Origin of the sequence: Meishania litoralis (assembly GCF_042611095.1) — a bacterium.
Lineage (GTDB): Bacteria > Bacteroidota > Bacteroidia > Flavobacteriales > Flavobacteriaceae > Meishania > Meishania litoralis.
Window position 1 is genome coordinate 1,828,515 of record NZ_JBHFPV010000001.1, and the last position, 22,263, is coordinate 1,850,777.

At 43.0% G+C, this 22,263-nt stretch carries 15 protein-coding genes; 5 read left to right on the forward strand and 10 right to left on the reverse strand.

Annotated features, from left to right (window positions below; translation table 11 throughout):
• Window positions 1-9: 9 nt before the first annotated feature.
• The 3 genes from ACEZ3G_RS08185 to aqpZ form a co-directional block, all read right to left on the reverse strand.
• Window positions 10-477: a RidA family protein gene (locus ACEZ3G_RS08185; RefSeq protein WP_432424952.1), complete on the reverse strand. Its 468-nt coding sequence runs from the start codon at window positions 475-477 to the stop codon at window positions 10-12.
• A gap of 10 nt (window positions 478-487) precedes the next feature.
• On the reverse strand, window positions 488-1,804 hold the full coding sequence (locus tag ACEZ3G_RS08190; protein WP_432424953.1) for a gluconate:H+ symporter: 1,317 nt from the start codon (window positions 1,802-1,804) through the stop codon (window positions 488-490).
• Between the two features lie 106 nt (window positions 1,805-1,910).
• A complete protein-coding gene (gene aqpZ, locus ACEZ3G_RS08195; protein WP_432424954.1) occupies window positions 1,911-2,603 on the reverse strand; it encodes an aquaporin Z in 693 nt (230 codons plus the stop codon).
• Window positions 2,604-2,768: 165 nt separating this feature from the next.
• Between aqpZ and ACEZ3G_RS08200 the strand changes: the two genes are divergently transcribed.
• Window positions 2,769-4,031, forward strand: a complete 1,263-nt coding sequence (locus ACEZ3G_RS08200) for an aminotransferase class V-fold PLP-dependent enzyme (RefSeq protein WP_432424955.1) — start codon at window positions 2,769-2,771, stop codon at window positions 4,029-4,031.
• Window positions 4,032-4,090: 59 nt separating this feature from the next.
• Here ACEZ3G_RS08200 and ACEZ3G_RS08205 read toward each other — a convergent pair whose 3' ends face one another.
• Window positions 4,091-5,527: a PQQ-dependent sugar dehydrogenase gene (locus ACEZ3G_RS08205; RefSeq protein WP_432424956.1), complete on the reverse strand. Its 1,437-nt coding sequence runs from the start codon at window positions 5,525-5,527 to the stop codon at window positions 4,091-4,093.
• Between the two features lie 263 nt (window positions 5,528-5,790).
• Between ACEZ3G_RS08205 and ACEZ3G_RS08210 the strand changes: the two genes are divergently transcribed.
• Window positions 5,791-6,513 (forward strand): energy transducer TonB, encoded by a 723-nt coding sequence (locus ACEZ3G_RS08210; RefSeq protein ID WP_432424957.1) that lies wholly within the window; start codon window positions 5,791-5,793, stop codon window positions 6,511-6,513.
• Window positions 6,514-6,568: 55 nt separating this feature from the next.
• On the opposite strand, the gene ACEZ3G_RS08215 is transcribed toward ACEZ3G_RS08210, so the two are convergent.
• Window positions 6,569-7,468, reverse strand: a complete 900-nt coding sequence (locus tag ACEZ3G_RS08215; protein WP_432424958.1) for a metallophosphoesterase — start codon at window positions 7,466-7,468, stop codon at window positions 6,569-6,571.
• Between the two features lie 197 nt (window positions 7,469-7,665).
• On the opposite strand from ACEZ3G_RS08215, the gene ACEZ3G_RS08220 reads away from it, so the two are divergent.
• Entirely contained in the window at window positions 7,666-10,041 is a 2,376-nt protein-coding gene (locus tag ACEZ3G_RS08220) for a GAF domain-containing protein (RefSeq protein WP_432424959.1), read from the forward strand.
• Here the strand turns inward: ACEZ3G_RS08220 and ACEZ3G_RS08225 are convergent.
• Window positions 10,038-11,240, reverse strand: coding sequence for a Pycsar system effector family protein (locus ACEZ3G_RS08225; protein ID WP_432424960.1), 1,203 nt, complete (start codon window positions 11,238-11,240; stop codon window positions 10,038-10,040). The genes ACEZ3G_RS08220 and ACEZ3G_RS08225 overlap by 4 nt on opposite strands.
• Window positions 11,241-11,279: 39 nt before the next feature.
• Between ACEZ3G_RS08225 and ACEZ3G_RS08230 the strand changes: the two genes are divergently transcribed.
• The gene (locus ACEZ3G_RS08230) at window positions 11,280-15,002 is read left to right on the forward strand and encodes a metallophosphoesterase (RefSeq protein WP_432424961.1); all 3,723 of its coding nucleotides are present in this window, start codon (window positions 11,280-11,282) and stop codon (window positions 15,000-15,002) included.
• Window positions 15,003-15,033: 31 nt separating this feature from the next.
• On the opposite strand, the gene ACEZ3G_RS08235 is transcribed toward ACEZ3G_RS08230, so the two are convergent.
• Together ACEZ3G_RS08235 and ACEZ3G_RS08240 are read right to left on the reverse strand one after the other, a co-directional pair.
• The gene (locus ACEZ3G_RS08235) at window positions 15,034-15,900 is read right to left on the reverse strand and encodes a hypothetical protein (RefSeq protein ID WP_432424962.1); all 867 of its coding nucleotides are present in this window, start codon (window positions 15,898-15,900) and stop codon (window positions 15,034-15,036) included.
• A gap of 3 nt (window positions 15,901-15,903) precedes the next feature.
• Window positions 15,904-17,259 carry a vanadium-dependent haloperoxidase gene (locus tag ACEZ3G_RS08240; protein ID WP_432424963.1) on the reverse strand — a complete coding sequence of 452 codons (1,356 nt, stop codon included), beginning with the start codon at window positions 17,257-17,259 and terminating at the stop codon, window positions 15,904-15,906.
• Window positions 17,260-17,529: 270 nt separating this feature from the next.
• Between ACEZ3G_RS08240 and ACEZ3G_RS08245 the strand changes: the two genes are divergently transcribed.
• The gene (locus ACEZ3G_RS08245) at window positions 17,530-19,179 is read left to right on the forward strand and encodes a solute:sodium symporter family transporter (protein WP_432424964.1); all 1,650 of its coding nucleotides are present in this window, start codon (window positions 17,530-17,532) and stop codon (window positions 19,177-19,179) included.
• A 66-nt stretch (window positions 19,180-19,245) separates the two neighbouring features.
• On the opposite strand, the gene xylA is transcribed toward ACEZ3G_RS08245, so the two are convergent.
• Both xylA and ACEZ3G_RS08255 read right to left on the reverse strand, forming a co-directional pair.
• Entirely contained in the window at window positions 19,246-20,571 is a 1,326-nt protein-coding gene (gene xylA / locus ACEZ3G_RS08250; RefSeq protein ID WP_432424965.1) for a xylose isomerase, read from the reverse strand.
• A 1-nt stretch (window position 20,572) separates the two neighbouring features.
• Window positions 20,573-22,063 carry a xylulokinase gene (locus tag ACEZ3G_RS08255; protein WP_432424966.1) on the reverse strand — a complete coding sequence of 497 codons (1,491 nt, stop codon included), beginning with the start codon at window positions 22,061-22,063 and terminating at the stop codon, window positions 20,573-20,575.
• Window positions 22,064-22,263: the final 200 nt, after the last annotated feature.

Below are 22,263 nucleotides of genomic sequence, written 5' to 3' on the forward strand. Positions count from 1 at the left end.
ATCCTTTTTTTAATACAGTTCGAACATGGCCTCGATTTCCACGGCGATTCCTCCTGGTAACATCATACCTACGGCACTTCGCACCCCGACCCCATTATCGGATCCAAAAACATCGGCCATCAATTCGCTAAACCCATTGATGACCAGCGGGTGGTCGCCAAATTCGGGAGTACAATTGACCATGCCCAAAGTCTTAACGATGCGCTTTATCCGATCAACGTCACCGAAATGAGTGGTTATAGTCGACAGCATGGTGAGCCCTACCTGACGGGCGGCACGTTTTCCACCATCGAGATCGAGTGTGTCTCCGACCCGACCTTTGAATAAAGTACCATCGGTGTTCACAGGCCCTTGACCCGAAACGTACAAAAAATTATCGATGACCAAAACGGGTTTGTAAAGCCCTGCCGGGGGCGGTGCAGGGGGCAAAGTAAGCCCTAAGGCCTTGATTCTTTCAGAAGGTTTGTTGTCGCTCATAAGAAAAAAATTAAATGAATATATCTAAGACCAGTACACCGATAAGACCCATTACACCCACGGTTGTCTCCATCACCGTCCAGGTTTTCAGTGTATCTTTTATCGAGAGGTTGAAATACTCTTTGTACAACCAGAAGCCGCCATCGTTTACATGGGAGAACATCAAACTACCGGACCCAATGGCCAAGACCATCAACTCGGCGTTTATTCCGGTATTGGCCACCAAGGGAAGGGCGATTCCCGCTGCGGTCAAACCGGCCACGGTGGCAGATCCTACGCAGACCCTGATTACCGTTGCGATCAACCATGCCAAAACCAAAGGTGAAATTGTGGAACCTTTGAGCATCTCACCAATGTAATCGCTAACGCCGCTGTCGATCAAGATTTGTTTCAATGCCCCGGCCCCGGCAATGATCAACAATACCATCGTGATACCTGAAACGGCATTGGCGACCGTATCCATTACCTCGACCATCGTTCTACCCCTGCGAAGTCCTAAAGTGTATATTGCGACCAGCACCGATAACAGCATGGCCATTACCGGATCGCCCAAAATAGCCGTCGTTTTTCTGAGAATATTCCCTTCGGGAAGAATCAATGCCATTATCGATGCGAGCCCGATCAGTATGACCGGCAACAAAGCGGTCAGAATACTTGTTGCCGTACCGGGCATTTCTTCATCGGTCAAAACCTTTGGATTCAAAAAAGCCTTTAACGGAGTGGCCTTAATATTTTTAATGGTCCGCGAAAACAATGGTCCGGCGACAACGATGGCCGGAATGGCGATAACAATTCCGTAAAGCAAGGTTTTACCGATATCGGCCCCGAACATTACGGCTATTCCCGTTGGGGCAGGGTGTGGTGGCAAGTAACCATGTGTCACCGACAAAGAGGCCAGCATGGGTAGTCCAACATAGATCAAGGGAAGCCCTGTAGTCGCTGCTATTGTAAAGACCAAAGGAACAAGGATGACGAATCCTACGGTATAGAACATGGGAATGCCAACGATAAATCCGGTAAGAACGACCGCCCATTGCACGTTTTTCTTTCCGAATTTGTTCACTAGCTGCATGGTGATACGTTGGGCAGCACCACTATCGGCCACTAATTTTCCGAGCATGGCACCCAATCCGAGTATAAGAATCAGATACCCCAAAGTGCTTCCAATACCCGTTTGAATGGCCTGGATAGTCGCCAGAAAATCCATTCCTTCGGCAATACCCACTAAAATTGATACAATAATAAAAGATAAAAAGGCATTTAACTTGAATCGAACTATAAGAATGAAAAGAAGTACGATTCCGGCAATTACGATGGCCAAGGGCATAGCGAATACTTTAAATCAAGTAATCAAATATACCATTTTGCCCATATAACGGAATCTATTCCATAAAAAAAGGAGGAGTTCAAAAGCTCCTCCTTTTTTCAGGACTTTAATCGTTTGTTTCGGGGGACAGAAATTTGTAGAGCAGTCCGGCGAGTATTGCGCCTATAATCGGTGCCACAATAAACAGCCATAATTGCCCCAAAGCCCAATCACCTACAAAAAGGGCTTGACTGATGCTTCGTGCCGGGTTGACCGAGGTGTTCGTAACGGGAATACTTATCAGATGAATAAGTGTCAAACACAACCCTATTGCCAATCCTGCAAAACCAGCGGGAGCCTTGGTGTAGGTGGATCCCAAAATCACAAAAAGGAATATTAAAGTCATGACAATTTCGGTTACCAAAGCCGAGGTCATTCCATAACCTCCAGGGGAATGCTCCCCATATCCATTTGCGGCAAAACTGCCGATGCCTTCGTACCCCATCTGTCCCGTAACGATTATGTACAATATTGCCGCCCCGACAATGGCCCCGGTAATCTGGGCAATGATATAGGGTATCAGGTCTTTTCCATCGAAACGGCCACCGATCCAAAGACCGATCGAAACCGCAGGGTTCAAATGACAACCAGAAATATGGCCAATGGCATAGACCATCGTCACCACGGTAAGGCCAAAGGCAAGCGCGACGCCAACAAAACCGATTCCCACATCTGGAAATCCTGCCGCAAGGACTGCACTGCCACATCCTCCAAGAACCAACCAAAGGGTTCCGATAAATTCAGCGATTAGTTTTTTCATCGTAAAAAAGTTTTAGTTAATGTTTCAAATTTTAGTGTCGTTCAATTTAGTTAAAAAAATCTTAATTATACGGATAAAGTTCTTTCGCACATAGAATTAATAAATTGATAATTAGAGAAATGTGACTTTTTCTTTTTTTATCTTGTTAGTTAAAATAAGACGGAAATGAAAAAAAGGGATTTTCTTAAACGTTTGGGACAAGCGGCTGTCGTTTCTCCTTTTCTGCCGATGGACCTTCATGCTCAAAATAGTGTGAATACCAAACCCTATCCGATAGGCAATGACGAAGCATTTTGGCAAAGGATACGCGAAGATTACATACTGAAGCCCGATTATATCAACTTGGAGAACGGTTATTATAATTTTGTGCCCCAGCCCACTTTGAACAGATTTATCGAATATGTGAAAATGGTAAATTATGAGGCTTCATACTATATGCGTACGGTACAGTGGGACAATAAAAGAAGTGTGGCCGATCGTTTGGCACAACTTGTCAATTGCAATCCCGAAGAATTGGTAATTACGCGAAATACCACTGAGTCATTGGACTTGATTTCAGGAGGTTTTCCATGGAAAAAGGGCGATGAGGCCATTTTTGCGGAGCAGGATTATGGTGCCATGCAAGATCATTTCAAGTTGATGGCCGAGAAGTATGGGATCGTGAACAAGATTATTTCGGTTCCCAACCATCCGAAATCGGATGAGGAGATCGTTGCACTATATAAAGAACAGATAACTTCGAAGACCAAGCTTATCATGGTCTGTCACATGATCAATATTACCGGACATATTCTTCCCATCCGGAAAATCTGCGATATGGCACACGGTTATGGAGTAGAAGTGATGGTCGATGGCGCCCATTGTGTAGGGCATTTCGATGTTGATATAAAGGCACTTGATTGCGACTACTATGGTTCAAGTTTGCATAAATGGCTGAGTACACCTTTGGGTGCAGGGCTTTTATTTGTAAAAAAGGAAAAGATTTCAAAATTATGGCCGCTGTTGGCCGAGCATGGCCGTAAACCCGATGATATTAGTCGGTTGAACCATACCGGCACCCATCCGGTGCATACGGATCTGGCCATCAATGATGCCATTGATTATCTTGAACTGATAGGAATGGAACGAAAGGAAAAACGGCTTCGCTTCATTCAGCGCTACTGGAGCGATCAACTTCGTGATGTAGAGCATATAGTTATCAATACGCCGATCGATGAACACCGAAGTTGCGGTATCGCCAATGTCGGTATTTCACACCTGAAACCAGCGGATTTGGCCAAAACATTGATGGAAGAATTCAAGATTTTTACCGTTGCCATAGATGGGGCCAATGTGCACGGTTGCCGAATAACGCCCAATGTCTATACCAGTACCAAAGAATTGGATGCCTTCGTAGCGGCAATGAAGGCGTTGGCTGCAAGGACTTAGAAACAGCAATTGCCGGTCGTCTTAAGAACTGTTCAACTCGAAGTGATTATTGAACCATATTACCTCAGGGATAGGTCATCGGCAATCTCATCGGGCGTTTTAAGATGCGGTCTTGTCTTTCTTTTTTCCATCGATGCCAACCGACTTTCATCAAACTTGGCCTTATCTTCGGTGTAGCGTACCCGCCAGATCTTTCCCTGCTTTGATTCGGAGATATATAAAGAGCCGTCAGGTCCTTCAGCTAGCCCCATGGGCCTATATTTGGCATCCTGCATTATGTTCAAGGTATCCTTACCCGTAAAACCATCGGCAAAAACTTCCCATTCGCCAGTTGGTTTTCCGTCATTAAATGGTACAAAAGCGACAATATACCCCGCTTGCGGATAAGGAGCACGGTTCGTGGATCCATGGAAGGCGATAAAGGCACCTTTTTTATATCGTTCGGGAAATTGGTCACCCTTATAAAACAACAAATCGTTGGGGGCCCAGTGCGCGGGTAGACCCATGAGCGGGTCTTTATATTCCTTTGCCTCTTTCTTTCCGTCACCGCCATATTCGGGGGCGAGCATTTTTTTCTTTTTGAAATGATCGTAATAGGTATAGGGCCACCCAAAGTCATCGCCTTTTTCGATTTTCATAAACTCTTCGGCGGGCAAAACGGCCTGTTCCCATTTGCTATAAAAATGCGGTGCATGGTTGTGCAGATAGTCGCGCCCATGTTGTACGGCATACAAACTATTGTCTTCATCGTTCCACGAAATACCGACAACACTGCGTATACCTGTAGCGAACATTTCTCCATCCGCTTGAAACTGCCCTAGTTTGTTCTCATCGAATTTCCAAATACTTCCTAGTTCGCTGCGAAGCGGACATGGATGCATGCCTTTCACATTACCGGGTTGTGAATTTTGGTCTTCACAGGCATTCGTCGGGGCACTGAAGGTAACGTACATGTTGCCCTTATTATCGAAGGCCAGACATTTGGCGTTATGCCATCTTTTTGGAAATTGATCTGTAACGATAATTTCAGGAATTCCTTTGGGTACGAGCTGGCCCGGGGTAAGCTCTTGCCGATATACGACCTGCTCGGAACTAAAATAAAGATAGCCGTTATGAATACGCATTTCGGTGCCGAAATTGCCGTCGTTCGGATAATCGCCCCAACGTTCAAAAATATCGGCACGCCCGTCTCCTGTAGTATCTCGAAGTGCCATATTGCCATTTCTGCCCGTTTCGGTACGTAGCTTGACATAAATATCGCCATTGTCCCTAATGGCCAAATGTCGCGCCGCGCCGATACTATCGGCGACCACTATGGCTTCAAACCCATCTGGAAAGTAAAGCCCCCCATTGACTTCTTCGGCATTGCTAGCCGTATTCTTTTTATTGTCGATTTCATTTTTCGCTGGTAAATCGGTTTGGGCATTCTTTTCCTGATTTTTACAGTTGATCAAAAAAAAGCCTATAAAACCGATTAAAAATATTCTTGATCGCATGAATTCAATTTTGATATCCCTTAAATCAGTCGTAAATATAAACTTCTAGCGGCATTACCTATCCGTTTGGCTAAAGAATATCCGTTCATTTCAATTTCCATGGCCGTCTGAACGCGATTCCGCTTTTGGATCATTACAATGATTTGCCGTTTTGATTTTTGCAGGTTTTCATTCGTAGGGAACAAAAAAGATGTTGGCTACCTGATAAATATCATAGGACGGATTTTTAAAACAGCTTATTTTCAATGTTTTAACCTTACGTCATGGAAATCAAAAAAAACCCGAAAGCCGATTTGAACAAGGATAGCGGCCTGTTTTTTGTCATAGGCCTGACCTTGGTTTTATTCATAACCTGGATGGCCTTGGAGCATAAGACCTACCCAAAGGAAAATTTGGCCGTGGCCGCGATGAACGTATCCGATGAATTGAAAGAGGAAGTTCCAATAACCGAAACGATAAAGACCCCGCCACCGCCACCGCCCCCTTCCGCCCCTGAAGTGATTGAAATCGTGGAAGATGCCGCCGAAATAGAGGAGACTATCATCGAGAGTACCGAAATTAGCCAAGAAACCGTGATAAAGGATGTTGTTGAAGTCGATGATGTTGCCGTCGAAGAAGTTGAAGAAGAAATTTCGGTACCTTTTGCGGTAATAGAGAACGTACCCATTTATCCGGGTTGCGAGGGTGCGAAAAATAATGATGAACGAAAAGCATGTTTTCAGCAAAAAATGCAGCAACATATCGTAAAAGAGTTCCATTATCCCGACTTGGCCGTTGAACTGAACATACAAGGCAAGGTCTATGTGCAGTTCGCCATAGACTCCAAAGGAAAAATAACGGATATCAGAACACGGGGCCCCGATAAGAATTTGGAGCGAGAGGCCGCCCGTATCATAGCCCTTTTGCCGCAAATGACGCCGGGTACTCAGAGAGGTATGGCGGTAAAGGTGCCTTACAGTATACCCGTCAGTTTTAAATTGGAGTAGCTAAGCTAGATTTGTTGTCGAGTTTTGCAACTAGGATAGAAAAAGAGTAGATGGCTCATTGCGCATTCCTATAATCATCAAGCTTTTGAGGCCCTTCCAATAAAATACGGACTACCCGAAGAATGCCATCATCGGTAGTGGCGATCTGCCACTTGATCAGCGAAATTTTTCCGTTTTCTATTTCGATGCCCGTAATACTTCTTGGGTGTACACAACTTCCGTCGTTAAAAAAGGGAATATCGCCGGGTTCGGGAAATCGCGGTCGGTGCGTATGGCCGACTATGGTTATCAGAAGGTTGTTGCGCAGGATCCATTTCTTGATGCGTTTTTCCAATTTTATAAGCTCCTTGTAATTTTTCGCCGGGCTGGTTGGATCGGCAATGCCCCATACTTGAAGCGGTTTCCATAGCACACGCACTAAAAATCGGCTCCATCGCCAAAAAGTGTAGTTCCACCAATCCGCTTGGTGGCCATGGGCCATAAAAATTTCTTGTTGTGTTTCGGTATGCCGTAATATTAAAGCTTCACTATAAGTTATCCCTTTGAAAAGTTCTTTGTCCTTGTCCTCGATCGGTTCATAATAGCTTGAAAGATGTTTTTTTACATAATCGGGGTCTTTGTAGACCATGTCGTGATTGCCCCACACCATATGTAATCTATCTCGGTGATGAAATAGCCTTAGAAGTTCGTAAACGTTTTTATGAGCCTCAAAAATGGATTCGAAGTTCAGATTCTCCCAAAGCTCATCACCATCACCAAGTTCGCAATAGTTGAATCCTTCATTGAAATAATACTTTAGCGCATGATAATAAATGTTGCGATTGTTCGCAAAATCATCCGCGAAGCTGTTATCGCCACGATGGCAGTCACTAAAGAGTATGAATTTTGAAGTATCATCAAAGGGTACAATTTTGGCATTTTGATACGCTCGGGTCAGTCTAAAGTTCGATGACATTGTATTAATTTAATGAAAGCAGGTAACGATTATGTAGCATTATTTCAAAAACACATTGTACAACTTCAATATTCATTGGCCATTTCATTTAATGAATAGTGCACTGCTGAACCATTGAATGGCGCAAGTTGACAGTGTTTAACATAAAGATATCCATTCTTTTGTAAATTTATCGTTGTTTTCAAGACTAAAGAGGTATGGGGTTCAATAACATTGGGGAGTCGCCGTTGACGCAGTATATCAGTTTCAACAAATTGTTGGAACAATATGATGCCATGGCCGAAGGCGATGACGAATTCTTGGCCAAAAAAGCCAAGGCCATTTTAAAGGCCCAAGAACCTTATCCAGAATTAAGAAGTGGTTTTCAAGACGTTTCGTTATTGAAAGAACACGAAGACCTCATACGTTTGATCCTTCAGGATACGTTTCCCGAGGTATTGACCAACAACGAAATAAAAACGGCTTCCCTTCCGTTTAACAATGTTGTTTTTAACGCTACGAAACGTTTTCAAAAAATAGTTAAGGACGCCGGCAATAATTTCGTGCCCCGCATGCGTGAATTGCCCGAGCATGAAATGTACATTGCCGTATGTACCGTTATCCTGAATTTTCATTATGGGTTCAACCTCGATTTTAAGAGACCTTTTTTTTACGACATACCTGATTCAAAGGGTATAATCAGGCATTATCGCATTCTATACAATGCCGATTTTATGGAAATAATACCAACGGATAAAGCCAAGAAATTATCTCAGGATGACATCGACGAGTTATTGGACAATTACGGCAATATCGAACTTTGGAAAGAAAAAATACCGCCCCAAAGCTTTATTTCAAAAGGGTTCATTATTTCAAGCATGTTCGATGTCACGGTCGAACATTCCATTTCAGAGATCAAATCAAGTCTTATAGCCAGTAACAAACGACAGAGTGCCGGCTTTATGGAGCATTTAGGAGAGACTTTTAGGTCATTCTTCAACATTCAAGACATAAATGCCGGTTTCGTTGTCTACCATGCGGCCAACAATCAATTCGAAAGGGTGCATGGCCATGGTATCAAAAGTGTTCTCTTAGGAAAAGAAGATCAGGTTTCTTGTGGTAAGATTCTCTGCCGCTCCTCATATAAGGCCCTTCTTAAAGATAACAAGTACTTCGCGATTTCAGACGTCGAAAAGTATTATAGAGCCTCAAAGGGCGGACAGCCTTATAAAAACTTAAAAGAAGAAGGCGTCAAAAGCGCGATATTCGCCCCGATAGCTACCGAGGGCGACTTATTGGGTGTTCTTGAGCTGACATCTCCGAACAAGAATGAGCTTAATAGCGTGAATGCCCAGAAGCTGGACCATATCATGCCCTTTATCGTTACTGCAGTTTTGCGTTCCAAGACTGAAGAAGAAAATCTAATCGATGCGGTAATCCAAAATGAATGTACTTCGGTACATTCTTCCGTTTATTGGCGTTTTCAAGAAGAGGCCAAACATTTTATCCGTAATAATTTGGAAGGTAGACATTCTACATTCAGAGAAGTTGTTTTCAAGAATGTCACCCCCCTATATGGCCAAATAGACATTAAAAACTCTTCAGATGCCAGAAATAAGGCTATTCAGCGTGATTTGATGATTCAACTTTCAATGATCAAAAGTGTTTTGTTGAAAGCATTTCAGACCAAAAGTTTGCCTGTTTATGAAGAATTGATATTTAGGATCAACGATCACATAAATGATATAAAAGAAGCTTTACATACCAATAGTGAACAATCTATTTTTCAATTTATCAAAGATGAAATCACTCCAATTTTTGAGCATCTAAAAAAATCCGATGAAGAATTGAAAAGTGCCATAGTCGACTATGAATCTCAAATCGATATGACCACTGATTCCTATTATGACCATCGTCGCAATTATGACGAAAGTGTTATGGAGATAAACGAGAAACTTACTTCGTTGATCGACAAAAGACAAGAGGAGGCCCAAGATATGTTTCCCCATTATTTTGAACGTTATAAAACCGATGGGGTCGAGCATAATATGTACATAGGCGCTTCGATCGTCAGTGATGACAGTTTCGATCCAATTTATATCAATAACCTTAGACTTTGGCAATTACAGATCATGTGTGAGATGGAGAACGTTCATTATGGCCTTAAACAAGAATTGCCTGTACCGTTAAATGTTTCTTCGTTGATTTTGGTTTATAACACTTCGTTGGCCATACGTTTTCGTATGGACGAAAAGAGGTTTGATGTTGATGGCACCTATAACGCCAGATATGAAATCATCAAGAAAAGAATCGATAAATCTTTTATAAAAGGTACTACCGAAAGGCTTACGCAACCAGGAAAAATGGTCGTGGTCTACTCTCAAAAAAGCGATGAACTTGAGTATTTGAGATATATCAAGTTTTTGAAATCCAAAGGTTGTTTTTCGGGAAAAGTCGAAATAGTGGAGCTGGATGGTCTGCAGGGTGTTTCAGGTCTAAAGGCCATTCGTGCGGATATTTTGTATACCACAAGAAATACAGCAAAGGAAAAGACTTTTACATATGACGACCTCATGGAAGAACTTAAGGCTTAAGTCGGTAGATCTATGATTCTATCCGGGCCATAATATTTAAGGGCTACGAAAAAAGCGATGGTCGATAGTATGATGCCTATCATGAAAATGGTATACGTCCAACGCAGCAACTTATATTTTTTGTCCAATACCACGCCCAAAAAATAAAGGTCTTTTGTCAAGCTATTGTAAACGTAGGCTTGATCTTTGATCAATTCTTGTATGGCCCATTCATAGTCGGGCAATTTCATTTTGTGGAAATTACCGAAGAAAAGTAGATTCACTTTTTTATCCTTGACGTCGGCCTTGGTAAATTCTCCACTGGTAACATTGGGTCTTGTGGCCAATACCGACATTACCATTGAAACTATACTGAAGAGCACAAAAATACCCGTAGGATAGATAAGGTAATCGTTTGTAGGATTATCTAATTTCGGAATCAAGTTGGTCAACAACAAAGAAATGATAATGGCATTTACCGAAAGTAAAATATTGGCCTTTGTGTCGGCAATATCACTTAATTTCAAATGGTTGCGCATAGTGACCCGGAACATGGTCTGGATACCGCGCTCCGGACTTTGATTTTTGAGCTTGACCTTCAGTTCTTCCTTGCTTCTTGTCTTTCTTTGCTTTTTAAGGTTTTTGACAAGCTTTTTAAGATTTTTGTCCTTTCCCTTTTGCCAGTTTTTGATTGCATAATCGGTATAGAAACGATGTTGTGTTTGAAACATCTTGATGTTGGCCTTTCGCCATTCCTTTGATGAATAGTTTGCAATACCCAAGAGGGTTAGCTCTTGGCGCAACATTTCCGAAGTATCCGCATAACTGGTTTGGGCAAAATGCGAAGAGTCCGCATCGCGCAGAATCTCTTCCATGATATTCTGAGGCTTATGGTCTTGTCTGGTGGCCATAATAAGATCACAAACGCCTTGTATCGATTTTTCTTCGAATTTCTCGTTTTCCAGAAACTTTCTTGCTATGGCACAGCTTGAGATCTCATGGTCTTCGCTGCCTTGGGTATACCCCGTATCATGAAACCATGCGGCCAAAGTGATTAGATCATTTTCTTTGGGTTTTAGGTTATGTTCGTCAAGTAATTCTTTAGTACTTTTAACGACTCTTTGGGTATGCCTTAAATTATGGTAGAGATAGTTATTGCCTAGATCATTGGAGAGCATTTTGGTGACAAAATCTTCGGTCTTTAAAACGAGGTCTGACATTAGTATTTTATTACAATCCCAAATTACAAAATTTTAATTTTGAAAATTATCGGTATTCCTAAACATTTTGCATTTATCGCCTTATCGCTCTTTCTCACGGGTTGCGCAACGTATCATTCTAAATACGCAGATGATTCGGGCCGTAAAGATATTCTCGTCAACAAGAAAGTTTCGCATACCTTTTATTTGATCGGCGATGCCGGGCTTTCGCCAATGGGAGATATGAATAACGCACTCAAATTGTTCAAGAATAGACTCGATAGGGCCGATAAGAACAGTACGGCGATTTTTCTTGGTGATAACATTTATCCTGCAGGACTACCAGACCCAAAAGATTCTACAATAGCTTATATAGAGGCCAAGAACCATCTTGATGCGCAAATAAACACTTTGAATGATTTCAAAGGGCATCCCTTTTTTATACCTGGCAATCATGATTGGTATACCGAGGGTCTTGTAGGTCTGGAGCGTGAACAAAAATACATTCAAAAGGCCTTGAACAATAAAAAAGCCTTTTTTCCTGAGAACGGTTGCCCGATCGAGACGATTGATGTCAATGACAAGGTAGCTATCATAGTACTCGACACCGAATGGTATCTGACCAACTGGAATAAAAGGCCCGACATCAATGACAAATGTGAAATTAAAAGTAGAGAGAAATTCTTTGAGGAAATTGAAAGTGAGATTAAAAAGAATGCCGATAAAACTACAATTTTGGCAATGCACCATCCTATGTTCTCTTACGGGCCGCATGGGGGGCAATACTCCCTCAAGCGGCATTTATATCCAAAAGGGAAATTTGGGCCACTTCCAGTTCTGGGCACTTTTATCAATGTGTTGCGCCGTACCGCCGGAGCCTCGATAGCAGATGAACAGAACAAAAGATATAGAGAACTTAAAAAACGGCTCGTTACACTGGCACAATATTCCGATAAGGTTATTATGGTTTCAGGGCATGAGCATACCTTGCAATACATTGTTGAAAAAAGTACCTACCAAATCGTTAGCGGTTCTGGGGCAAAAAAAGGTACTGCCCGACTTTTGAACGGCAGTAAGTTCGTTACTGGAAGAATGGGTTATGCCGTTCTTCATGTTTATGAAGACGGGTCTTCTACAGTGCGTTTCTATGGGGTGGGAGATAATGGCGAAGAAGAATTTTTATATGCGTCCAATGTGTTGGCTCCTACAAGGGTAATAAACGAGAACAGGTATGCCGAAGATTTTCCAATGGAAGCGACCGCAGCCGTTTATACTCCCGAAGAAATAGATAAAAACAAATTTTTTAAAAGCTTATGGGGTGAACGCTATCGAAAATATTATGGTACCCCGGTAACTGTGCCAACAGTGAATCTCGACACGCTTTTTGGTGGGCTGGCACCTGTTAGAAAAGGTGGTGGACATCAGTCAAAATCACTTCGATTAAGGCACAAAGATGGCAAGGAATATGTAATGCGGGCCATTCGAAAAGTTTCTGAATTATACTTACAGTCGATGGTTTTTCCCGACCAGTATTTGATGGACGAACTTCAAGACAGTTATCTGCAAACGTTCTTGCTTGATTTTTATACGGGGGCGCATCCATATGCTCCTTTTGCCATGGGCAGACTTTCTGATGCCGCGGGTATCTATCACACCAACCCTGTTTTATACTACGTACCTAAACAACCGGCGTTAGAAGATTTTAATAACGACTTTGGTGACGAGCTCTATATGATAGAGGAGCATACAGGCGACGGTCACGGTAATCTGGCCAGTTTTGGTTACAGCGATAAATTGATAAGTACCGATGATATGCTCGATAGACTTAGAGATGATGAAAAGTATGAGGTAGATTCGAAAATGTACCTTCGTGCGCGTTTATTCGATATGGTCGTTGGTGATTGGGATCGTCACGTAGACCAATGGCGATGGGCCGAATTCAAGAAAAAGAATTCCAATAAGAGAATCTATCGGCCTGTTCCTAGAGATCGCGACCAAGCATTTTCGAACATGGGCGATGGGTTTGTTATGGCCTTGGCGACCCGCATGATACCGGGGTTGCGTTTGATGGAAGGTTTTAATGATAACATCCGAAGTGTGGAAGGCTTCAATTCCTCGCCGAAGACCTATGTTCTCGATGTGGCCTTGTTGAATGCAACGAAACGGGAGGATTGGTCGAAAGAAGCAAAATTCCTTCGAGAAAGTTTGACCCGTGATGTTATCGATGAGGCCTTTGAGAGTTTTCCCAAAGAAGTTCGCGACAAAACGGTCGATGAAATAAAAAGAGTACTATTATCCAGATTGGCAAGTATCGAAAGTACGGCACTTGAATATTACGGCATAATCAAAAAATATGCGGTAGTTTCAGGAACCGATAAAGACGACTGGTTCGAAATTGAAAACAAAGATGGTGCAGTTGAGGTAAGTGGCTACCGTATTATTGATGGTGAGCGAAAAAAAAGGTTCTTCAATGGAGAATTCAGAGAAGATGAAACCAAGGAGATCTGGGTATATGGGTTAGATGACGATGACCGTTTTGTGGTATCGGGCAAAAAGGATAATCGCATAAAGGTTCGACTAATTGGCGGACAGAACAATGATATTTATGAGGTAAGTGGAAGGGGTAACACTTTTGTCTATGATTATAAATCGAAAAAGAATACCTTAAAGAATGTTGTGGGTGCAAAGGTCAGGCTTACAGATAATTACGACGTAAATACATATCGGCCTACACGATTTAGAAGCAGTGCCAATCAAATTCTTCCGAAGATTGGCTTTAATCCTGATGACGGATTTAACTTCGGCGTTGCAAATACTTATACTTTTAATGGGTTTCGACAAAATCCGTTCACGCAGCGGCATAGCCTCGATGCATCTTATTATTTTGCCACCAGTGGATTTGATTTGCAATATTCCGGGGAGTTCGCCAACATTACTGATAAAGCTAATTTTCAACTTGAAGCGAAGTTTACAAGTCCGAATTATGCCATCAACTTCTTCGGTTTGGGGAATGATTCCGAGAACCCTGAAGATGAGCTCGAAATGGATTATAATAGGGTACGATTTCAGACGATCAGATTTTCTCCATCTTTGGTATGGAGGGGTCAATTGGAAAGCAAGGTTAGGGCAGGCATTTCTTATGAGGCGATTACCGTAGAGGAGACCGCAAACCGGTTCATAAATACGTTCTATGTGGCCAACAATGAAGATAGTAGCAAAAGTTTTTTAGGGATAGATGGGCAATATTCCTATTCAAATACCGATAATACTGCCTTTCCGACAATGGGCATGGCCACTTCGTTACATATCGGGTATAAGACGGCGATAGGTAACGGTGGAAGTTTTGGATATATCATACCTAGCCTGTCTTTTGAATACAAGTTGGTACCCAATGGCAAACTTGTATTGGCAACAAAATGGAAGGCCCATTTCAATATCGGCAATGGGTACGAATTTTATCAGGCTGCAAGTATTGGGGGGGTAGACGGACTTCGCGGATTTCGAAATCAACGATTTACAGGTAAAAAATCGTACTATCAGAATACCGATATTAGGTGGAGCATGGGTAAGGGAAGAACAGGTATTTTGCCAATATCATATGGTCTCTATGGAGGATTCGATTATGGCCGCGTTTGGTTGGCAGATGACTTTTCAAAAGTCTGGCATACCTCATATGGTGGCGGTTTTTTCTTGAATACTGCTGATATAATCACGGCTAGAATAGCACTTTTCAACAGTATTGACGGAATTAGGTTTTCTTTCGGTCTAGGCTTTGGGTTTTAGCAAAACCCAAAACAAGTTGGTCATGGCCGAATTACCTCTTGAAGTTGTACGAATATAGATTTCTCCCAAGCTTATGTTGCTCCTCATCTGAAAGAAATAAAGAGGTATTGTCCTTAAAGCAAACTGATTCAAGCTGCGTACGCACGTCCAGATCGATTTCCCTCGATTTGACCTTTGTAAAATCATCAGTGGCAAGATCAAAGTTCGAAAGTGACCATAGTTTGCCATACCCTAGCAAGACGATATCTTTGCCATTTGGCGAAATGTCGGCCGAAGTAACTTGACAGGTATCCCAATCGCCGCATGTTTTTATCCTTCCCAACAACTTTGCCTTATAATCGCCAGGTCTATCAGGTACCTTGTATATCATTGCCTCACCCGTAAACGGATTGGCACGATTTTTTGTTATGATATATAAATGCGAACCGTGATGAAAGAACGCTTCCGCATCAAAGAGTTTTCTGTGCCGTCCGGGGGGGAAACCTTCTTGCTCGGGATAATTGAATTTTATTTGTTGGGCCCTTATTTTTTTTCCGCTTTTCGAATTAGGGTTCGGTAGTTTATAAATGACCAGATTTTTTCTGTCATTATCGTTGTTGCCGAAGTCGCCGATATATAGATTGCCCTTTTTGTCGGTGGTCAAATCTTCCCAGTCATGGTTCTTGGCGTTCTTGACTTCAAGTTCTTTCATTATGTTTCCCTTGAAATCGACGTTGTAAATAATATCCTTGTTGCCGTTGTCTTCGACCAACCATAACGACCCCGATTCTGGATAATAGGCGATGCCGGAGTTTTCTTTCAGCGCATTGGGTAGTCTGGCAATGAAATCTAACTTACCGAAATTACCGCAACCCGAGGCTATATAAAAAAGAAGGAAAAACCATGAAGTTTTGAACATAGGTTATGGGTTGGAGGCCATATGCGAATCTCTGGTCATCTTCAAGTTGTCGATAACAAATTTGCCGAGATCTCTACCTTGTTTTACCCCTACCTCAATGGCCATTCGGTAGTGTATGCCACCATACATTCTACTGATGGCCGCCTCGTCTGCTGCTTCCCTAAAAGAATTGAAGCTGCGTACTGGTAAGCCATAAGCTACCTCGGTATCGTCGTCGAAATAAAAATTATCGCCGAAAATATCGGTCAATGCGGTTGCGGCGGCACCCGAAACAACAGAGTGGCCGCTCGTGTACTCGGGAAATGGAGGAGTTTGAAGTACAGGTTGCCAATTCTCGTCGATATGTTGATTGATCAACGTTTCGGGCCGGATCAAATTGCTTCGGTATTTTTCGTCCCAACAGCTAATGAAGGCATCGGCAATGGCGATTGACGTTTTTGTATAGGCATATACGGTTTTGGCGAAATCGCTATTGGTCTTTCTGCTAGCGATTTTTGCGATACCGATCCAATGTGCACCGGGGCTGATTTTTTTTGTGGCGAACATCAGATGCCCCCGGGTTACCGAAACATATGGATTGCAGTCCCAGAACTGCGCTATTTGTATTTCTTCAGAGTCGTCACCTTCTTTCTCGATCTTTTTGCCGACATCGTACACTTCTTTTAGTTCTTTATAGAACGCCGATTCTTTTTCGAGGGAAAATGGGTAGGGGGGAGCTGGCTTGAACTGGTTTGCCGAGTCGATAACGAATGGCCGTATCTTGTTCCAATGGGGTTCAATGGCCTCGATATAGGCAGGTGGTGTAGGTTGCCACCTAGTAGGGTCGTCGGTATCGACCGTGAACTTGGGCATGGTACGGGTCTGGGGGTAATTGTCCTTGTTCATCCATGCTCCGACAAAATCGGCGACCTGCAATCCATAGTCTTTTGAATCGTTGAAGAGTTCAGGGTTTTTTCCTTGCCATATTCCATAAAGACTGTCCCTAAAAGTTTCCAAGCGTTTTTCTGAGAAAATCAGTCTCTTGCTAAGTTCTAAATGCGCGACCATTGCGGCAACATCATAATTGACGGTCTTCGTGGAATCGGGTTTCGGTATGGCGCCCAATTGCCCTACTTGGCCTTCCAAAGAAAGGTATTCATCGTTGTTCAGGGCCATGATTTCATAGGCGGCGATATTAGGGTAGGCAAAAATGCGACTGGCCACTGGAGGAGAAAAAATATCGTGGATCATGATTTCCACAACTTTATCGACGGATCTATGCAACTGTTCAGGGGTAACTTCTATCGCCTCGGTCTTAGTTTCTGTCGCACAGGAACCTATGAGGATTGATACAGATGCTAGGATAAAAATCTTTTTCATGGCCTTTTAATTTATACCTTTTAAATGAAGCTCGGGCATAATTTCCGCGCCTACAAATTTACGTCTATTTTCTGCCTTTTTCAAGGGCTTCGCCGCTATAATCATGAACCGGTATTTTTCATCGGTTACGATATTGAATTATCGATGCCGATTCTTTTCTGTTTTTTTAGTACAATTTCCTTAATTTATATGTTAGAAAAATGGCATTAAATCTTAATATTCATAAATAATCCGATATATTTATTGGCCAATAACCAAACCTCAATAACTATGTTGGGAATCCTTTCTTTTGTAGGCTTTACCTTGATGGTAGCCATAATTTCTTATTTCGCTACCAGAAAAACCGATGAAAACTCTTCTGATGGGTATTTTTTAGGGGGAAGAAGCCTGACTGCCGGTGTTATTGCCGGATCACTATTATTGACCAATCTTTCGACTGAACAAATTGTAGGGCTTAACGGAAGTGCATACAAGGATGGACTTTCTGTAATGGCTTGGGAAACTCTGGCGGCAATAACCATGGTGGTCACCGCCATATTTTTGTTGCCCAGGTATCTAAAAGGAGGATTGACCACGGTACCCCAATTTTTGGCGGGTAGGTTTGATATTACTACAAAAACCATTACTTCGGGCTTGTTTCTGACAGGATATGTGGTGGTGCTACTGCCCGTAATCCTGTTTTCCGGAGCCAAAGCGATCAGTGGCATGTTCGATGTTCCGAATCTTTTGGGCGTTTCCGAGAGCTCCGCATTGGTCATTTGTGTCTGGGGAATTGGAATTATTGGTTCCATATATGCCGTTTTTGGCGGATTGAAGGCCGTGGCGGTTTCCGATTCCATTAATGCCATAGGTCTATTGATCGGAGGGGTATTGATACCTGTATTTGGTTTAATGGCCATCGGTGACGGAAGCGTTATAGGTGGTTTGGACACTTTAATAGCGGCAAATCCAGAGCGTTTTGACTCGACGGGCGAATACTGGCAAGAAGTGCCTTTTGCCACAATTTTTACCGGTATGATGCTCGTACAGCTTTTTTATTGGGGAACAAATCAACAGATTATACAGCGGGCCCTGGGGGCAAAGAACCTTGCCGAAGGTCAAAAAGGATTGTTGCTGGCCTCGTTCATTAAAATACTTGGGCCACTTATTTTGGTGCTTCCCGGTATGATCGCCTATCATTATTTCAGTGGTAGTATCGATTCTAATTCGGCCTATGGCGAACTCGTAAGGGAAGTATTGCCAAAGCCTTTGGTAGGCTTTTTTGCGGCCGTGCTTTTCGGGGCAATTTTGAGCTCGTTCAATAGTGTGTTGAACAGTTCGGTCACCCTTTTTGGTCTTGATATATACAAACAGCACATTAATAAGGACGCTTCCGAAAGAACCGTTGTCAAATATGGGAAAATATTTGGGGTTTGCCTGGCACTTGCGGCCATGTTCATTGCTCCCGTGATTGACAGCGCAGGAAGTATTTTTGATTATTTACAGGAAGTCAACGGAATTTATAATATTCCCATATTGACCATTATAGTGGTGGGATACTTGACCAAAAGAGTGCCAGCCATCGCCGCAAAAATTGCCATATTCTTAGGTTCGGGACTCTATATTTTGAGCCAGTTCTTTATCGGTCCCAATAGAGTGGAAAAAGCATTGCAGGCAGCCAGGGAGTCCGGAATTACCGATGAGACGGCTTTACGAATGGTAGAGGCAGAGGCCTATCCCCATTTTCTTCATGTAATGGCCATTCTCTTTTTGTTGAATGTCGCTATAATGCTTATTATCGGCAAGATTCGACCGAGGGAAACCCCTTATGTACAAGAATATACCAAACAGGTCTCCATAGAGCCTTATAAATATACCAAGCAGGTCGGTATCGTGGTCTGTCTGATCGTAGTGGCTATTTATATTTACTTTGCGAAGTGATTATTTGTCATTCCGAGGAACGAGGAATCTAACTTGGGACTCCTTCGTTCCTTGCAGTGACATTTTTTAGATATACTGGTTCACAATATTCTCGAACAATTCTTGTTTACCACTTTGCAGTTCAAGTTCTCCATTATCCTTGGCGATTTCGTAAAGATCTTTAAAATCGAGCTTCCCATTTTCGAAATCCTTTCCTTTTCCCGAATCGAACGAACTATAGCGTTTTTTGCGCAGTTCCGTATATTGAGAGGATGAAATAATCTTGTCGGCCGTAATCAGTGCCCTGGCGAACGTATCGGCCCCGCCGATATGGGCATGGAAGACATCTTCCATGTCAGTGGAATTCCTTCTGATTTTCGCGTCGAAATTCACACCGCCGCCTTGCAGCCCTCCACTTTGTAAGAAGACCAACATGGCCTCGGTCAATTCAGTGATATTGTTCGGAAATTGATCGGTATCCCATCCATTTTGATAGTCTCCACGGTTGGCATCGACACTGCCCAACATACCATGAACGGCCGCCATTTCGAGTTCATGTTGGAAAGTATGGCTGGCCAATGTGGCATGGTTGACCTCGATGTTCAGTTTAAAATCGTCTTGCAGGCCATGTTGGTGCAAAAACCCGACCACTGTGGCCGCATCGAAATCATATTGGTGTTTCATGGGTTCCATTGGCTTTGGTTCTATGAAGAAAGTGCCTTTAAAACCCTGACTGCGCGCATAGTCCCTCGCCATTCCCAAAAACCTTCCCATATGGTCCAATTCACGTTTCATATCGGTGTTCAACAATGACATATAACCTTCGCGTCCGCCCCAGAAAACATAATTTTCGCCGCCAAGTGCTATGGTGGCGTCCAAGGCCAGTTTTATTTGTCCGCCGGCACGGGCCAATACATTAAAATCAGGATTGGTAGAAGCTCCGTTCATATATCGGGGATTTGAAAAGCAATTGGCCGTGCCCCACAAAAGCTTAACGCCTGATTCTGCCTTTTTACCCTTGATATAATCGACGATAGCGGCCAATCTTTTTTCCGATTCAGTAAAAGTTGAAGCCTCCTGAACCAAATCGAAATCATGGAAACAGAAATAATCGAATCCCATTTTCGTGATGAACTCGAACGCGGCATCGGCTTTTTGCTTTGCGGCATCAAGTGCATCCGAAGGCTGGTCCCACGGAAAATTTTGGGTTCCTGGTCCGAATGGGTCGGCACCTTGTCCGCAGAAGGTATGCCAGTAGGCTATCGCGAACTTAAAATGTTCGCGCATGGTCTTTCCGGCCACAATTTGGTCGGGATTATAATATTTAAAAGCCAAAGGGTTATCGGACTCCCTGCCTTCAAACTTTATCTCGCCGATTCCCTTAAAATATTCTTTGTTTCCTAATAATGCCATGTTAGTCGTTTTTTGTTCTTAAAAGTTGTTCCAGTTCGTTTTTCCATTTTTCATAGGCCGATTTATAGGCCTGTATATCTTTCGAAGGCGCGAAGCCCATTACATAATCATTGTCGATTATCTGCTTTCCGAATGTGTCAAAATCACCTTTATGGAGTACACAGGCCCTTGCCGCGCCAATGGCCCCCGTAGTATTGTAAATTTCGATTTCCTGTCCGATAAGGGTTGCGATGGTATCCGAAAATATATCCGATCGGAAAAGATTATCGTTGCCTGCCCGTATGACCTGCGGTTTGATCCCATCGGTTTTCATGATTTCCATGCCATAGACAAACGAGAAAGCGATTCCTTCCAAAGCCGCCCGACATAGATGCGCCTTATCATGGTTGTTCAAATTGATATTGGCCATTCGTGTACCGATGGTTTTGTTGTTCAATACACGTTCGGCACCATTGCCAAAGGGATGAATCGTAACCCCATCTGAACCTACCGGAGCCGATGCTGCAAGCTCGTTCATTTCTTCGTATGAAGCGACCTTCAGATTGTTCATGAGCCATCTGTACATAATGCCCGCCCCATTGATACAGGCCATTTTGCCGATGCGGGTATTTTTGACGGTATAATTGACGTGGGCAAAATTATTGACCCGTGCACTTTCCTTGACCGAAAGGTTGTCGGTAATGGCGTACATGACCCCGGAAGTTCCTCCGGTCGCGGCCACTTCCCCGGGGTTGAAAACATTCAATGATAGCGCATTATTGGGCTGATCCCCGGCACGATATAAAATTGGCGTGCCCTCGGCAAGTCCCGATGCTGCAGCCCCTTCTTTCGAGACTTTTCCTTGAACGGAAAAAGTATCCTTGACTTCGGGGACCAGATCTTCGTCAATGCCATAATAGTCCAAAAGCCAATCGGCTATGGCGTTTTTTTTGAAATCCCAAAAAATACCCTCGGAAAGCCCTGAAATTGTGGAACAGATCGTATCGCTCAACTTATAGGCAACATAGTCGCCCGGGAGCATGAATTTGTATATGCGCTCGTATAGTTGAGGTTCATTTTCTTTGACCCATTTCAATTTGGAGGCGGTAAAATTTGCAGGGGAATTCAATAGTTGCTCCGCACACTTTGCGTTCCCCAGATCGTCAAATGCTTTCTGACCGACTTCCACTGCACGGCTATCGCACCAAATAATGGAATTGCGCAATGGTCTTCCATCTTTGTCAACAACGACCAGACCGTGCATTTGATATGAAATTCCGATACCTGTTATTTTTTTCGGGTCGATATCATTTTCTGAAATCAGTCTTTTGGTGGCAGTGCAGATATGTTTCCACCAGTCATCGGGATGTTGTTCGGCCCAACCGTTCTGAACGGCGATCATGCCCATCTCTACATTGGGCTCGTTAATTACGGAAACACTTTTGCCGGTTGCCGTTTCCACCAATGCCGCCTTTATTGACGAGCTGCCCAAATCATAACCGATGGAATACATAGAATGGAAGAATTAGAAAGGTCAAGATATTGTTTTTAGACCGATGATACAAACACAAAACTTTCCAATTTCAATTAAATTCGGTCATGAATTTATGTATGTTTAGATTAACTTTGGCCTTGAACCTTGGGTTTTTTGATGGGTTCATTTTTTAGTAAAAAACTTTAGGGCCCTGAAAGGCCTTATGAAATATTCGAGTA

Coding starts and splice junctions, on each gene's coding strand:
- ACEZ3G_RS08200 (WP_432424955.1), top strand. CDS start 2,769: ATGAAAAAAAGGGATTTTCTTAAACGTTTGGGACAAGCGGCTGTCGTT.
- aqpZ (WP_432424954.1), bottom strand. CDS start 2,603: ATGAAAAAACTAATCGCTGAATTTATCGGAACCCTTTGGTTGGTTCTT.
- ACEZ3G_RS08215 (WP_432424958.1), bottom strand. CDS start 7,468: ATGTCATCGAACTTTAGACTGACCCGAGCGTATCAAAATGCCAAAATT.
- ACEZ3G_RS08245 (WP_432424964.1), top strand. CDS start 17,530: ATGTTGGGAATCCTTTCTTTTGTAGGCTTTACCTTGATGGTAGCCATA.
- ACEZ3G_RS08190 (WP_432424953.1), bottom strand. CDS start 1,804: ATGCCCTTGGCCATCGTAATTGCCGGAATCGTACTTCTTTTCATTCTT.
- ACEZ3G_RS08225 (WP_432424960.1), bottom strand. CDS start 11,240: ATGTCAGACCTCGTTTTAAAGACCGAAGATTTTGTCACCAAAATGCTC.
- ACEZ3G_RS08205 (WP_432424956.1), bottom strand. CDS start 5,527: ATGCGATCAAGAATATTTTTAATCGGTTTTATAGGCTTTTTTTTGATC.
- ACEZ3G_RS08185 (WP_432424952.1), bottom strand. CDS start 477: ATGAGCGACAACAAACCTTCTGAAAGAATCAAGGCCTTAGGGCTTACT.
- ACEZ3G_RS08220 (WP_432424959.1), top strand. CDS start 7,666: ATGGGGTTCAATAACATTGGGGAGTCGCCGTTGACGCAGTATATCAGT.
- ACEZ3G_RS08210 (WP_432424957.1), top strand. CDS start 5,791: ATGGAAATCAAAAAAAACCCGAAAGCCGATTTGAACAAGGATAGCGGC.
- ACEZ3G_RS08240 (WP_432424963.1), bottom strand. CDS start 17,259: ATGAAAAAGATTTTTATCCTAGCATCTGTATCAATCCTCATAGGTTCC.
- ACEZ3G_RS08235 (WP_432424962.1), bottom strand. CDS start 15,900: ATGTTCAAAACTTCATGGTTTTTCCTTCTTTTTTATATAGCCTCGGGT.
- xylA (WP_432424965.1), bottom strand. CDS start 20,571: ATGGCATTATTAGGAAACAAAGAATATTTTAAGGGAATCGGCGAGATA.
- ACEZ3G_RS08255 (WP_432424966.1), bottom strand. CDS start 22,063: ATGTATTCCATCGGTTATGATTTGGGCAGCTCGTCAATAAAGGCGGCA.